Below are 13,427 nucleotides of genomic sequence, written 5' to 3'. Positions count from 1 at the left end.
GATAACCGATCGGATCCGATGAACTCTTCATCAGACCGATCGGTTCCTTACGTTGATGAGGCGATCTCTGTTGATCATCCGGCCTACGCAACCCACCAAGCGGCCCTGCGTTCCATCGCTCGCGTCGTCGACGATTCCCGACCGCTGCAAAATGACCGGGTGGCCTCAGCAGGAATCGGGCAACTCCTCCGTTTGCGCCCAGCGGTGCTGACCGGAGCCGGGATTTCGACCGGTTCTGGCATCCCCGACTATCGGGGGCCCAACGGTTCGTTGCGCCACCACCGCCCGATGACCTATCAGGAGTTCCGATTCGACCCGGTGGCCCGCCACCGGTATTGGGCTCGATCGTTCGTGGGGTGGCGTCACCTGGAGTATGCCCAACCCAACCCTGGACATCAGGTCTTGGCCCAATGGGCTCAAGCTGGCATCATTTCCGGCATCGTGACTCAGAACGTCGACGGGCTCCATCAGCGAGCCGCTCAAGAACTCGGCGATGATTACTCCACCGTGGTTGCTCTGCACGGTGATATGAGTGAGATCCAGTGCCTGAGCTGCGGGGCCGTGGAATCACGAGCGAGCTTGGACCGTCGCCTGGAAGAGGCGAATCCAGGTTTTCTGCAACGAGCCGATACCGGCACAGAAGACATCAACCCGGATGGCGACGCACGCCTAGAGTTGCGGTGGATCAACGAGTTCCAGATGGTTGGTTGTTTGCGATGCGATTCCACCGCGTTGAAGCCCTCGGTGGTCTATTTCGGTGAAGCCGTTCCGGCTGAGCGTAAGCATCGCGTCAACGAGCTGTTGGCTGGCTCCGGAGCGCTGTTGGTGGTGGGATCCTCCGTGGCGGTCATGTCGGGCTACCGAATGGTGCTCGATATGGTCCACCGCCACCAACCGGTGGGGGTTATCAACGCCGGCCCTTCCCGAGCCGATGCCCGGGCGACCTTCCGGTGGCGGGCCGATACCTCCCAGGCCTTACAGTGGCTGGATGACCAGGTGAAAAAAGAGTTCCCCTAAGCGACGGCGTAGGTACCCTGCAACACGACCGTGCCACCGTCAACACCCTTTGCACCCTGCACGACGTCTTCGGCGACAGTGTTGTCGATGAGTTGTTGGTCGAGCGTATCGACAGTACCGATCTGCCAGGATGGCACCTCGTGGTCGCGTAGATATGCTAGTGCCTTTTCGACGTGATCCGCCTCAACCACGGCTACCATGCCCACCCCCAGGTTTAGGGTCCGTTCTGCATCGGCCTGGGGCACACCGCCGGCCTCGGTGAGCACCGAGAACACCGGGGGAATGGACCAGGTTCCGCGGTCCACGATCGCCATCAGCCCAGCAGGTAACACACGTGCGAGGCTTGCGGCTAGCCCGCCCCCGGTGACATGCGAGAAGCCGTGCAACGGTGCTGGCTTTCCGGCGCGGTGAGCTTCACCGTTGAGGTGATCGACCAGTCCGGCACAGACCGAAGCATAGATTCTGGTGGGCTCGAGAAGCTCTTCACCTAGGGTCCGACCAAATTCGGGCAGGTGCTGGTGATAATCCCACCCCTGAGCGCTGACAATCCGGCGCACCAAAGAGTAGCCGTTGGAGTGAATACCCGAGGAGGCCATGGCAATGATGGCATCCGAGGAGGTGACCTTCTCTGGCCCGAGGATGTGGTCAGACTCGACCACTCCGGTCACAGCTCCGGCCACATCATATTCATTCTCCGCGAGTAGTCCGGGGTGCTCTGCGGTTTCACCACCGATCAGTGCAGTTTCGGCCAGTGAACAACCGGTGGCGATGCCCCGGACAATATCGGCGATACGCTCTGGGATGACCTTACCGGTGGCAATGTAGTCGGTCATGAACAGTGGCTTGGCCCCGACCACCACAATGTCATCAACGACCATTCCTACCAGATCTTGGCCGATGGTGTCGTGGATGTCCAGCGCCTGGGCAATGGCAACCTTGGTGCCGACCCCGTCGGTGGAGGTGGTCAGCACCGGACGCGAATAGCTGGTCAGCACCGAGGCATCCCACATTCCAGCGAAGCCACCGAAACCGCCAAGAACGTGCTCACCGTGGGTGGCTTTGACGGCATCCTTCATCAAAGCCACGGCAACATCACCGGCTTCGACATCGACACCTGCGCCTGCGTAGGTGATGTGTTGATCATCTGGGCTGGTCACGAGTTCTTCCCTTCCCGGTGAGCTAATCAGCTGGATTTCTTCTGGTTTTTGCGTGCCTGTCTGCGGGCTTGAAATTGTTCGTCGGCTAACCGCCGGGCAGTTTGGGAGCGCCATGCCGACCACTCGTCATCGGTGACCGCATAATCAGCTTGGCGGGGATCATCGACAGGACGCGAATAGTAGGTGCGGGTATGTTTTTTCGATTGGCGATCCAAGACCAGCCACAACAGGCCACCGAGAGCAACACCGGGAACGGCGAACAGCACCGCGAAGAACCCGAGGGTGGCCATCAGCGTGTAATCCTCGCTGGTGCCTTGGATCCCGACCATCACCAAAGCAACCAGGACTCCCAGCAACGCTCCGCCGACGAGAAATGGGGCGATCTTGGGTGCCCGACGAAACACGACGGTTTCCTGCTCGGGTTGTGGGGATCCGTCGGGCTGGTCAGGATCCGGCGCGGATTGTGGAGAAACTGGTGAGGACATCGGGACCCAGTTTAGCGAGAAAAACCTCTGCGCCGGTTCGTGTGTAGCCGGCAACAGTCAGGATCGAGGTGGCACACAGCGCGATAGGACAAGGCGGTCAACAGTTCTGACTAGGTGCGGTCTTCCGACGATGGCGCAGTGCGGGGCGGGTGAAATAGTGGCAACCAATCAGTGAGGTCGGCTCGTGAACCGGAGGCCTGCAGCCGGCCCGAGGCCACCGCTTGGTCCCAGTCGATTTCCCCGGTGATGAGCTCCATCCAGGTCTCAGGATTGGTTTCGATCACGTTCGGGGGAGTGCCCCGTGTGTGCTCGGGGCCGTCGATGCACTGGGTGACCCCAAACGGCGGGACTCTGACCTCTACGGTTTTTCCCGGGGCACGATCGGCCAACTCCTCGAGGCTGAACCGGATGGCCGTGGCTTGTACCGCACGGGGGAGGCTGGCGTAGTCGGCATGGCTAAATAGCTCATCGACGGCTGCTCGCCCCTGGTGAAGATCAATTTTGCGACGTGCCATCAGGAACCGATCACCCTCAGGACTTCATCGGAGAGTCGGGTGCGACCGACTTGGCGGCCGGCAGAGGTGATCTGGGGAGAGACCGTCTCTAACACCTGTGTCAGTGCGGAGACGTCCGGTCGCGGGTCGCTGAACTGGGCTAGCAACACGGCCGCGACGGTATGGGCTGCCCGGGAGGAACCGGACAGCATCTTCACCGCTACCGCGGTGCCGTCGCCACTGGCCATGGCCACGACCCCTTCGGACCCGGTCTTACACAACACCTGGAGTTCTTTGAGCACCACCGAGTCGAACCCGGTGGGGGACTGCACTGCATCAGGGGCCTCCAACATTGAGCGGGCCACCATCACTGCCGTCCATTCCGCCGTCCGGTCATGCACCGAGGCTGCCAACTGCGAATACCCACGGGCCAGGGCCGTCAGTGAGGTGATAGCCGCCGGAGCGCCACACCCATCGGCGCCGTGCCGTGCGATGGTGGTTTGCAAGTATTCTTCCAGCACCCGGTCCACTTCGTGTTGTATCGGATGTCCCGGCTCGCAATAGGATTTCACCGGGTCACCGGCGGCGACGCTGGCCGCGAGGAATGCGGCGTGCTTTCCCGAACACGGGTGAGCAATCCGTCGCGGATTCAAGTGCACTGGTGCTTGAGCGGCTGCCATGCGGGCGACTTCTTTCGGGGAAGACGGCCACGACGGTGGGCACTGTAGTGCGGAACTGTCTAGCTCGTAGTCGGACAGCATCGACGCTGCCAGTCGCTGGTGGTATTCCGTACCGGTATGCGATCCAGTTGCCAGGGCTAACTGTTCGGTATCCAGCGTTGCCCCGTGGCGCAGACTGGCCAAGGCCTGAAACGGTTTCAGTGCCGAACGCGGGTAGATCAATGCCGCCGGATCACCCAGCTTGGCCTGGATAGCCCCGGTGCGATCGACGACCACCGCGGAGCCGATAAATCGGGTCTCAATAAAGTCGTTGCGAATCAGCTGGGCCAGCTCCACGGAATCCGAGCCCAGCGCAGTACCGGCTAACGGTTTTGAGTAGTTCGAGGTCCGGGAACTCATCGTGCCCTGCTTTTGCGGAAGAGGATCAGCGCTACGGTGCCAATAATCAGCCCACACACGATGCTGATTGTCGCTTGCGTCATATCGCCACGTTGGGCGCCAGTAAACAACCGGAATAAAAACCACGGGACGATCGAACCGGCTAGGGCACCCATGACCCACACGAACAGGGACGCTGCCCAGTCCGGCAACATCGATTCACCGGGGGCGAGCTGGTTGAATAAATCGGCGCGGTGTTGCACCCAGCTTTTTGATCGGGGCTCGTCTCCGGGCCGGCGTGAGCGGTCATTGGAGGGCTCGTGGTGGGGATCGTGCTGATCTGCCATGCCTTCCAGTCTAAAGCCATACTGCCGTCGCGGGGCGAATTCTTGGCAGCTACTCTGGCGGGCTTTTCTCGGTGGATTTCTCCCGGTCTGCCCGTCGCAGTCATTGCACCGCGACGGCAGGGGAGGGAAACGACTACCCTGGGAACTGTGAAAATTCTTGTGCTAGGCCCCGGCGGGCGTGAACATGCGTTGGTCCGTACCCTGTTGGCAGACCCCGACGTCACCCAGGTTGATGCTGCTCCCGGTAATGCCGGGATTGCGGCCGAGGTCCCCGTGCACCAGATTGACGCCAATGACCCCGAAGAGGTCGTGGCACTGGCGCAACGGCTCGGCTCGGACCTGGTCGTCATTGGCCCCGAAGCGCCTCTGGCAGCCGGGGTTTCCGATGCTCTGCGAGCTGTGCACATCCCGGTCTTCGGCCCCAGCGCCGCCGCTGCGCAACTGGAATCCTCCAAGGTCTTCGCCAAGCAAGTCATGACCGTTGCCGGAGTGCCCACCGCTGCCTCGGTGCACGCGAAAACCGCCGAGCAAGTCCGGGCCGCCTGTGTCGAGTTCGGTGCCCCCTACGTGATCAAGGATGACGGGCTGGCCGCTGGTAAAGGCGTGGTGGTGACCGAGGATCTCGCGGCTGCTCTGGCTCACGCAGAATCCTGTTTCGCCTCCGGCTCCACCGTGGTGGTCGAAGAATTTCTCGACGGGCCCGAAGTTTCGGTATTCGTGATCGCCGACGGTACCCCGGACGGGGCAGTTGCGCTCAGTCCGGCTCAAGACTTCAAACGCATCCATGACGACGACCAGGGCCCCAATACCGGGGGAATGGGGGCCTACACTCCGTTGGACTGGCTGCCGGAGAACTTCACCGAGCAGGTGCTGGACCAGGTTGCCCGGCCGGTGCTGGCTGAGATGGACCAGCGTGGCACCCCGTTTTTGGGTGTGCTCTACTGTGGACTGGCTGTGACCACCCGGGGGATCCGGGTGATTGAGTTCAATGCTCGCTTCGGTGATCCCGAAACCCAGCCGGTATTGTCTCGATTGACCACACCGCTGGGACAGCTGTTACTCGCCGCGGCACGCTCGGAACTGGCCGAGCGTCCGGAGCTGACTCCGCGGTTTACTGATTCCTCCGCCGTTGCAGTGGTGCTGGCCTCCCCGGGATACCCGGGAACCACTCGCACCGGTGCGGTGATGACCGGCATTGCGGATGCTGAGGCTCTGGAGAAGGTAGCCGTCTTCCACGCCGGGACAGCCGCCAACGACAGCGGTGAGTATCTCTCCGCCGGTGGACGAGTGTTGGCTGTTGTCGGTCAAGGTGAGACGCTCGTGCAGGCACGGCAACGGGCCTATCAGGGCCTGGAGCTAATTCACCTTGAAGACGGCCAGTACCGCACCGATATCGCCCGCCGTGCCGTGGCTGGCGAGATTCAGCTTCCCTAACTAACGCAGTGCCTGCCCGGGCTACTGTTGTCCACGTGAACCGTCAATCCGTCCGCGATGAAAGTTAGATGATGACCTCTCACGACGTCCTTGAACTTGCTGACTGGCGCCACGTCTATTCCGGCAAAGTCCGTAACCTCTACGAGCCCAGCGATCAGCCCAGCGGTGAATCAGACCGCCTGCTGGTGGTCGCTACCGACCGGGTTTCGGCCTTCGACCACATCCTCAGCCCCGGTATCCCCGATAAGGGCAAAATCCTCACCCAACTGTCGTTGTGGTGGTTCCAGCAGCTCGCCCAGCCAGCCGAAGACCTGGATCCGATTCCGCATCATGTGATCTCTGTGGACGTCCCGGAGCAAGTCGCCGGACGCGCCATGATCGTCAAGCGTTTGCAGATGCTACCGGTCGAATGCATTGCCCGAGGCTATCTGACCGGCTCCGGGCTGAAGGAATATCAAGCTTCCGGTGCCGTCACCGGTATCCCACTACCCGATGGGCTGGTGGACGGCTCTCGTCTAGACCCACCTCTTTTCACCCCTTCCGCCAAGGCAGCGGTGGGCGAGCACGATGAAAACATCACCTTCGAGCAGCTGAGTGAACGCGTCGGTTTGCTACGGGCCGCCCGCTTGCAGGAGATGACCCTGCAGCTCTACCGTCAGGCCGAGGAGATTGCTCGCAACGCCGGGATCATCCTGGCCGATACGAAGGTCGAATTCGGTATTGATGTCTCCACCGGATTGATCACCTTAGGTGATGAGGTGCTTACCCCGGACTCCTCACGGTTCTGGGACGCCGGAGATTACGAACCAGGACGCCCCCAGCTCTCCTTTGACAAGCAGTTTGTCCGTGACTGGCTCAGTTCCGAAGAGTCCGGCTGGGACCCGGCCTCTGGGCAACGGCCTCCCGCATTGCCTGAGCATATCGTGGAGAAAACTCGTCAGCGGTACCTGGAAGCCTACCGTCGGATCACCGGGGAAGAATTCAGCGCGACACCGCAGGGATAAGATCCAGCACCACCGCTTCGGGGCGGCAGGCAAAACGGACCGGAACTTTGGGGGCCGCCCCGATACCGGCGGAAATATTGACGATGGTCGTAGCAGATTCGACGGGTGCGTTCCGCCCTGGCACGAGATCAGGCCATCCGAACAGGCCTGCGGCTTGCCGGGGTGGTAAATCACAGTTAGTCACCAGCGGTCCCACCACGGGTAGAGCAATTTGTCCCCCGTGGGTGTGTCCGGCCAGAATCAGTTGCGCGCCGTCGGCGGCCATGGTATCGAGTACCCGGGTATAGGGGGCATGAGTGACCCCGAGGGTGAGATCTGCTGTTCTCGCGTGAGAACCAAACCCGGGCCAGCGGTCACGGTCGAGGTGGGGGTCATCGGTGCCGGCCACCGCGAGGCGATGACGGGCGAGGTGCAGATCGTGATGTGCATTGGTGAGGTTCACCCAGCCCCGGTGCTCAAATTCGCTAAAAAGCTCCCGGTAGGGCAGGACCTCGCGGTCCGCTAAATGTGCTGCGGATCCGTGCTGGCTAGAGGGCCCACGGAAATACTTCAGCGGATTCGCTGGCTGAGGAGCGAAATAGTCGTTGGAACCGGGAACAAAAACTCCGGGGAGATCTAAGAGCGGACCCAGTGCATCAAGCACCGGTTTCAGACCGTCACGGTGACCGAGATTGTCACCGATATTGACCACCAGATCGGGCTCTAGTTCAGCCAGCGAGCGGGTGAAGTCGATCTTGGCACGGTTGGATGGGACCATGTGCAGATCGGCAATATGTAATACCCGCAACCGAGGACGACCAGCGGGCAAGACCGGCACCTGTTCGTGACGGATTTTAAACCAGCGGGCCTCCAGACACGCGCCGTATACCAGGCTCGCAACACCCGCGACGGCCGTAACGGCTGTGGCACCGGCGAACCGGCGCCACAGCTTCGCGGATGTGATCACCTCTACCACCCCAGGGTCTTAGTTCGAAGACTCTGCGGACTCTGCTGAAGGGTCGTCCGAGGACTCGTTGTTCTCGTCGTCATCGGAGGAGTTTGAACCACCCTTTTTGGCTGAGGAAATGCTTCGCGGGCTCGGCGACCCATCATCACGGATTTCTCCATGCGGGTAGTCCTCGGCGACCTGTTTCATGTAGTCGATCCACATCGGACCGGCGATCAGCGAGCCCCACACGTCTTCGTAGTAGGTGCCACCGATGGTGTTACCCTTCAACGTTTTGGCCACCGACTGGTAGTTACCCACCCAAGCGGCGGTCGTGAGGCCTTCGGTGTAGCCGACGAACCACGTGGAGGATTCGTTGTTGTTTGTACCGGTCTTGCCAGCAATGTCAAAGTCAATATTGCCTTCGGCGATACGGTCCTTAGCGATGGGTTTCAGCGTGGAATTCAGCTGGACGATGTGGTCCTCATTCAGCACATTCTCGTTACACTGCACCGGTGGCACTTCATACTCGTTGCCGGCGGCATCGGTGACCTCGGTCAGGGCACGCGCTTCACAGTAGTTACCGTAGGAGCCCATGGTTGAGAAGGCCGAGGCCATCGTCAGCGGGGAGACTTCTTGCGCACCCAACAAGAACGACGGGTGTTGCGGGTCCAAACCTTCTTCACTCACTGCGCCGTGAACACCGGCAGCATCGGTGATATCGGTAATGGAGCACAGATCGGTGGCGAAGGCGGCACCGACGGTTGCGGTGTTAATCGACCAGTACAGACCGTAGTTCATCGGCATCGGTTTCTTCATGTTGCCAATGGTGTTATTGATGTTCCAGCCGTCTGTTCCGATCTGGGCTTTGCCTCCGTCGAGGCAGTAAGCGGGGAATTTCGCTCCCGTGTAGTCATCGCGGGAGGCGTTGACCGTGTCGGACATGGAGTGACCGGCACCGAGCCAGGCCAGTGACACAAACGGCTTCAGAGTCGAACCGGCCTGGAACCCCTGGCCACCACCGTCGGCGTGGTCGACAGAATAGTTGATCTGCGTGTTACCGGCTCCATCCTCGGGGCTATAAACAGTGTTTTGAGCCATGGCCCGGATATTTCCGGTGTCCTGCTCGACAGTCACAATGGAGGAGCCGAAGCCCTGAGTCTCTTCGCGAGGGACGGCCTTATTCGCTTCTTCGGCAGCTGCCTTCTGCATTTTCGCATCAAGCGTGGTCTTGATGGTCAGGCCACCGCGGTCCAGCAATTGCTGACGCGACTCCGGGTCCGGGCCGAACGCTGGATCGTTGAGGATCTGGCGGTGCACGTAGTCGCAAAAGTAACCCGAATTGTGTTGCGCTGCGATGCAGCCGGAGTTCTTTGGAGTGATATCCAACCCGAGATCTTGGGCCTGAGCTTTCTCTTTCTCTGCCGTGGTAATGAATCCTGCATTCTCCATTGATTGCAGGACAACGTTGCGACGGTTCTGTGCGGACTCCGGATTGGTTTCGGGGTTCAACGCATTGGGTGATTGCACCATACCGGCCAAAATCGCCGCGTCCGACAGGTCCAACTCTGAGGCAGACTTATTGAAGAAGTGGTTGGCTGCAGCTTCAACGCCATAGGTCCGCCCGGAGAACAACACAATGTTGAGGTAGCCCTCGAGGATCTCCTCTTTAGACATCTTCTTCTCTAGCGCTACAGCCAGCTTCATTTCACGCAATTTATCGGCCGGTGTCTTGGTGCCCGACACTGTGGTGCGCAGGCCGTTGAGGTTCTGGTAGTTCACCAGCACGTTGTTGACGTACTGCTGGGTCAAGGTTGAAGCACCCTGACGGGTATCGGAGGTGGCATTATTGACCACCGCGCGTGCCAGACCCTGAGGGTCCACACCGGAGTGCCCGTAGAAGCGCTCATCCTCAATGGCGATAATGGCCTGCTGCATTTCTTCAGATATCTCATCCAAGGACACCGGTTCGCGGTTTTCCGCATAAAACGTGGCCAATTCGGTACCGTCCTTGTCAACGATCCGAGAGGGAACCGACATGGGCTCTTCCTGTAGTTCAGCAGGAAGCTCATCCAGCAGTTCTGTGCCGGTCGTTGCGGCAGCGCCGGTAACCATTCCCAAGGGTAATGCCAGTCCTGCTGCCAGCCCTCCACAAAGAGCAGAGACGCCGAAGAAGGCGAAAATCTTACCCATAGTGGTCGCCATGTCGAACATTGCAAATTTTTTGGCCATGATGCAATTCTATCTACGTCAGGTGATCTACTGACCCGGGGCCACCGGGGTGAAGGCGTGACAATCCCCACCGGTTTCGCGTTTTGTGTCCGGGTGTGGTGCAAACAGTGCGAGCGTCATGTCTATTCTTGACGGTCTTTCAATTATAGCCTGGGGAGATGACCGAAACCCAAAAAACACCAGAACCCGCGTCGGCTCCGGAACCAACTCGCTGGGAGTACGCCACGCTACCGTTGATTATTCACGCCACCAAACAGATTCTGGATCAGTGGGGCGATGAAGGATGGGAACTCGTCACGGTATTGCCAGGACCAGATGGTAACGCTCCGGTGGCTTATCTCAAGCGTCCTAAACCCTAGCCACCCAGATCGTCGCCGTGCTCTACCCCTGAGATGTTCAACGATACCGAGGAGGATTTATGTCCGCAGTTGAAGACCGTCTCCAGGAAGCTGGATTCACCCTTCCCGAGGTTGCCACCCCGCTGGCTGCCTACGTGCCTGCTTTACGTGAAGGTCAGTTGATCTACACTTCTGGTCAGTTGCCCCTGCAGAACGGGGAGCTGGCTACCACCGGAAAACTGGGCGCTGATGTCAGTGTCGAGGAAGGTCAAAAGTTGGCGCAGTTGTGTGTGTTGAACGCTATGGCTGCCGTGAAAAACCTGGTCGGCGACCTCGATCAGGTTGCTCAGGTGGTCAAGGTGACTGGCTTTGTCGCTTCGGCCCCGGATTTTTACGGGCAACCGCAAGTCATCAACGGCGCCTCAGAACTGCTGGGCCAGGCTTTCGGTGCGACTGGTTCCCATGCTCGTGCTGCCGTCGGGGTGGCTGTTCTTCCCATGAACGCCCCCGTCGAGGTCGAAATCACCGTCAAGGTTCAGGACTAATCAGCGCACAGTCCTACACAAGACATGGGTGGGCCGGAACATGCTAGGTGTTCCGGCCCACCCATGAGGAAGAGACGAAGAGAAGAAGAATTCTCCGGTTAACGTGCGCGCTGTCGTAGTCGTTGCAGGTCCAGAATGACCACGGCTCGGTTTTCCAAGCGCAACCAGCCACGCTGGACGAATTCGGCCAAAGCCTTGTTCACCGTCTCGCGGGAAGCACCGACCAACTGGGCCAGCTCTTCCTGAGTTAGATCGTGAGCAACGAGCAGGCCGTCGGAGGCGGTGCGACCGAAACGGTCGGCCAAATCCAGGATGGCCTTGGCAACGCGACCTGGCACATCGGAGAACACCAGGTCAGCCATCGACTCGTTGGTGCGCGTCAGGCGCTTAGCCAAGGCGCCCAGCAACTGCATGGAGACCTCCGGGGAGGAGTAGATGACCTTGCGAAGGTTTTCGTGACGCAGACCGGCCAAACGGGTTGCGGACACAGCAGTGGCGGTTGCGGTGCGTGGCGCGGGCTGGAAAAGGGCCATCTCGCCGAAGACCTCGCCGGGACCGAGGATGGCAAGCAGGTTTTCACGTCCATCGGTAGCTGTGCGACCAACTTTGATCTTGCCGGAAATAATGACGTAGAGCTGATCACCATCGTCGCCTTCGTGGAAAGCAGACGCCCCGCGAGACAATTCAACTTCGGTCAGCTCTGCAGTCAACGCATCAAAGACTTCATCGTCAAGATGGGTAAAAAGCGGAGCATTGCGCAGAACATCCAAATCCATATGCGAGATCTTCCTAACTGGCCAGAACGGCCGGGTAAACGTTTTTCGGCGTAAGCTCGTTGTTAATTCTGCATCATCGGGATCACACTGTGAATACCTCGAGTGCAGTTACTCACATAATTATTCTACAGGCAGTAGAAATTGCCGGATGATCTGCTGGTATTCATCTGTGAGCGATCAATGTGGTCGTCAACCGTTCCACCGAAAGATGGTTACAACGCTGGACAATGCAAGTCTTCACGGCATTTTTCCAGTCGTAGGGTTTAGGGTGGAGACACTGCGGAGATACGCGACGGTGTAGAAGACGCCAGCGGATGCGCGTCGGGACGCGTAGCACGGAGAGAGTCGGGACGCGTAGCACGGAGAGAGGGGTGGCGCAGCGTAGTGTTCTTGACCTGGCTGGATTGGGTTCTTCTTGTCGTACTGGTCATCGTGTTCATCAATGGCATTCGACAGGGTCTCTGGGTGTCGGCCGGACGGATGCTGGGATTCGTTCTCGGCACCATTGCTGCCTTCTTTTTGATGCCCGAAGTCAACCGTTTCGTGGATTCTCCGATGTGGCGCATCGTGGCTATGGTGGTGTGCGCAGTTGTCCTCGTCGGCATCGGGATGGCCATTGGAGTGGCCGTTGGTCGAGCCGTACGACTACGGGTTAACGCTCCGATTGCCCGACGTGTGGACAAGGTGCTTGGAGGAATTGTCAATACCGCCATCGCCTCGGTGTTGATTGCCCTATTGGCCTTCTCTTTGTCATCGATGGGTATGCCACAACTAACGCAGACCATTAAGGAATCCCGGGTCATCGCTTTCGTCACCAAATTGACTCCTGAGTCTGGACGGACCTTCGTGGCTTCATTGTGGACCGATTTCTTGGATTCAGGGGTGATTCCCGAGTTGGGGCCGATGCTCCAGTCGCAAGGCCCGGTGGAGGACAATGCTGTCCGCCCTCCCAATGATGCCGTGCAACAGGCCGGACAGGCTACGGTCCGTATCACCGGAACTGCATTTGAATGCGGTCAGAACCAAACCGGTTCAGGATTCGCCGTGGAGCCGCAACGAGTGGTGACCAACGCCCACGTTGTTGCCGGAGTTGAGGGACCGACCGTCGAAGATCTCGACGGAAACGTCTATCGTGCTTCGGTGGTCTACTTCGACCCGGAGACCGATCTTGCGATTCTCCAGATTCCCGACGCCGATCTTCCAACGTTGGAGGTCGGTCGTGGATTAAGCATCGATGATGATGCCTACGCTCTCGGGTTTCCCGCCGGTGGTCCATACCGCATTACGACTGGCAAAGTGCAAGCTGAAGGTCCGGCCACGCTGAATAACATCTATGGTCAAGATCCGCATTTGACCGGCATTTATCAGTTGGCCTCCGATATCCGTGAGGGGAACTCGGGCGGCCCACTCGTCGACGACGCCGGCCAGGTTGCCGGCGTCATCTTCGCCAAAGCTCCCGATGCCCAGGTCGGCTACGCAATCACCGCCGAGGAAGCTGGGTCGGTGCTGACCTCAGCGCAGAGCTACACCGAACCGGTATCAACGGGGCAGTGTTTGGCTGATTAATTCATCACCGATGAACTAACGGTTGCATGCCTGCTGTTTCCGTGCGAGG

14 protein-coding genes are annotated in these 13,427 nt (G+C 59.5%); 6 read left to right on the top strand and 8 right to left on the bottom strand.

The genetic code is table 11. The features are described 5' to 3' along the window. Nucleotides 1–18: 18 nt before the first annotated feature. Complete coding sequence (locus DCC25_RS04190; RefSeq protein ID WP_110100701.1) at nt 19–1,017, top strand: Sir2 family NAD-dependent protein deacetylase; 999 nt, start codon at nt 19–21, stop codon at nt 1,015–1,017. Here the strand turns inward: DCC25_RS04190 and purM are convergent. From purM to DCC25_RS04165, 5 genes are all read right to left on the bottom strand, one after another. Further along, on the bottom strand, nt 1,014–2,174 hold the full coding sequence (purM, locus tag DCC25_RS04185) for a phosphoribosylformylglycinamidine cyclo-ligase (protein ID WP_233487903.1): 1,161 nt from the start codon (nt 2,172–2,174) through the stop codon (nt 1,014–1,016). The two genes, DCC25_RS04190 and purM, sit on opposite strands and share 4 nt — an antisense overlap. 26 nt (nt 2,175–2,200) lie before the next feature. Beyond that, on the bottom strand, nt 2,201–2,659 hold the full coding sequence (locus DCC25_RS11210; RefSeq protein WP_110110221.1) for a hypothetical protein: 459 nt from the start codon (nt 2,657–2,659) through the stop codon (nt 2,201–2,203). A 110-nt stretch (nt 2,660–2,769) separates the two neighbouring features. Then, complete coding sequence (locus DCC25_RS04175; RefSeq protein WP_110100699.1) at nt 2,770–3,174, bottom strand: sterol carrier family protein; 405 nt, start codon at nt 3,172–3,174, stop codon at nt 2,770–2,772. Next, nucleotides 3,174–4,232 (bottom strand): asparaginase, encoded by a 1,059-nt coding sequence (locus DCC25_RS04170; protein ID WP_110098025.1) that lies wholly within the window; start codon nt 4,230–4,232, stop codon nt 3,174–3,176. The genes DCC25_RS04175 and DCC25_RS04170 overlap by 1 nt, the downstream gene beginning before the upstream one ends. Continuing rightward, the gene (locus DCC25_RS04165; protein ID WP_110100698.1) at nt 4,229–4,558 is read right to left on the bottom strand and encodes a hypothetical protein; all 330 of its coding nucleotides are present in this window, start codon (nt 4,556–4,558) and stop codon (nt 4,229–4,231) included. The genes DCC25_RS04170 and DCC25_RS04165 overlap by 4 nt, the downstream gene beginning before the upstream one ends. 147 nt (nt 4,559–4,705) lie before the next feature. Between DCC25_RS04165 and purD the strand changes: the two genes are divergently transcribed. Both purD and DCC25_RS04155 read left to right on the top strand, forming a co-directional pair. After that, nucleotides 4,706–5,992 (top strand): phosphoribosylamine--glycine ligase, encoded by a 1,287-nt coding sequence (gene purD, locus DCC25_RS04160; protein WP_110100697.1) that lies wholly within the window; start codon nt 4,706–4,708, stop codon nt 5,990–5,992. A 68-nt stretch (nt 5,993–6,060) separates the two neighbouring features. Next, complete coding sequence (locus tag DCC25_RS04155; RefSeq protein ID WP_110100696.1) at nt 6,061–6,996, top strand: phosphoribosylaminoimidazolesuccinocarboxamide synthase; 936 nt, start codon at nt 6,061–6,063, stop codon at nt 6,994–6,996. On the opposite strand, the gene DCC25_RS04150 is transcribed toward DCC25_RS04155, so the two are convergent. Together DCC25_RS04150 and DCC25_RS04145 are read right to left on the bottom strand one after the other, a co-directional pair. Then, entirely contained in the window at nt 6,974–7,942 is a 969-nt protein-coding gene (locus tag DCC25_RS04150) for a metallophosphoesterase (protein ID WP_341771016.1), read from the bottom strand. The two genes, DCC25_RS04155 and DCC25_RS04150, sit on opposite strands and share 23 nt — an antisense overlap. 18 nt (nt 7,943–7,960) lie before the next feature. Further along, nucleotides 7,961–10,153, bottom strand: coding sequence for a transglycosylase domain-containing protein (locus DCC25_RS04145; protein ID WP_110100695.1), 2,193 nt, complete (start codon nt 10,151–10,153; stop codon nt 7,961–7,963). Nucleotides 10,154–10,311: 158 nt separating this feature from the next. Here DCC25_RS04145 and DCC25_RS04140 point away from each other — a divergent pair, with 158 nt between their 5' ends. Beyond that, entirely contained in the window at nt 10,312–10,512 is a 201-nt protein-coding gene (locus DCC25_RS04140) for a hypothetical protein (RefSeq protein WP_110100694.1), read from the top strand. Nucleotides 10,513–10,571: 59 nt separating this feature from the next. Next, nucleotides 10,572–11,036 carry a RidA family protein gene (locus tag DCC25_RS04135; RefSeq protein ID WP_110100693.1) on the top strand — a complete coding sequence of 155 codons (465 nt, stop codon included), beginning with the start codon at nt 10,572–10,574 and terminating at the stop codon, nt 11,034–11,036. A gap of 98 nt (nt 11,037–11,134) precedes the next feature. Here the strand turns inward: DCC25_RS04135 and DCC25_RS04130 are convergent, their stop codons facing one another. Then, on the bottom strand, nt 11,135–11,812 hold the full coding sequence (locus DCC25_RS04130; RefSeq protein WP_110100692.1) for a Crp/Fnr family transcriptional regulator: 678 nt from the start codon (nt 11,810–11,812) through the stop codon (nt 11,135–11,137). Nucleotides 11,813–12,202: 390 nt separating this feature from the next. On the opposite strand from DCC25_RS04130, the gene DCC25_RS04125 reads away from it, so the two are divergent. After that, nucleotides 12,203–13,378 (top strand): MarP family serine protease, encoded by a 1,176-nt coding sequence (locus DCC25_RS04125; protein WP_158524715.1) that lies wholly within the window; start codon nt 12,203–12,205, stop codon nt 13,376–13,378. The last annotated feature ends 49 nt before the right edge of the window (nt 13,379–13,427 follow it).

The organism is Auritidibacter sp. NML120636, assembly GCF_003185945.1.
Classification (GTDB): domain Bacteria; phylum Actinomycetota; class Actinomycetes; order Actinomycetales; family Micrococcaceae; genus Auritidibacter; species Auritidibacter ignavus.
The sequence above is the reverse complement of the archived record's forward strand: the minus strand, read 5'-3'. Positions and strand labels throughout refer to the sequence as shown.

Bases quoted from the DNA above. Each gene is read 5' to 3' on its own strand.
- DCC25_RS04190 (WP_110100701.1), top strand. From the start codon at position 19: ATGAACTCTTCATCAGACCGATCGGTTCCTTACGTTGATGAGGCGATC.
- DCC25_RS11210 (WP_110110221.1), bottom strand. From the start codon at position 2,659: ATGTCCTCACCAGTTTCTCCACAATCCGCGCCGGATCCTGACCAGCCC.
- DCC25_RS04175 (WP_110100699.1), bottom strand. From the start codon at position 3,174: ATGGCACGTCGCAAAATTGATCTTCACCAGGGGCGAGCAGCCGTCGAT.
- DCC25_RS04170 (WP_110098025.1), bottom strand. From the start codon at position 4,232: ATGAGTTCCCGGACCTCGAACTACTCAAAACCGTTAGCCGGTACTGCG.
- DCC25_RS04165 (WP_110100698.1), bottom strand. From the start codon at position 4,558: ATGGCAGATCAGCACGATCCCCACCACGAGCCCTCCAATGACCGCTCA.
- DCC25_RS04155 (WP_110100696.1), top strand. From the start codon at position 6,061: ATGATGACCTCTCACGACGTCCTTGAACTTGCTGACTGGCGCCACGTC.
- DCC25_RS04145 (WP_110100695.1), bottom strand. From the start codon at position 10,153: ATGGCCAAAAAATTTGCAATGTTCGACATGGCGACCACTATGGGTAAG.
- DCC25_RS04140 (WP_110100694.1), top strand. From the start codon at position 10,312: ATGACCGAAACCCAAAAAACACCAGAACCCGCGTCGGCTCCGGAACCA.
- DCC25_RS04135 (WP_110100693.1), top strand. From the start codon at position 10,572: ATGTCCGCAGTTGAAGACCGTCTCCAGGAAGCTGGATTCACCCTTCCC.
- DCC25_RS04130 (WP_110100692.1), bottom strand. From the start codon at position 11,812: ATGGATTTGGATGTTCTGCGCAATGCTCCGCTTTTTACCCATCTTGAC.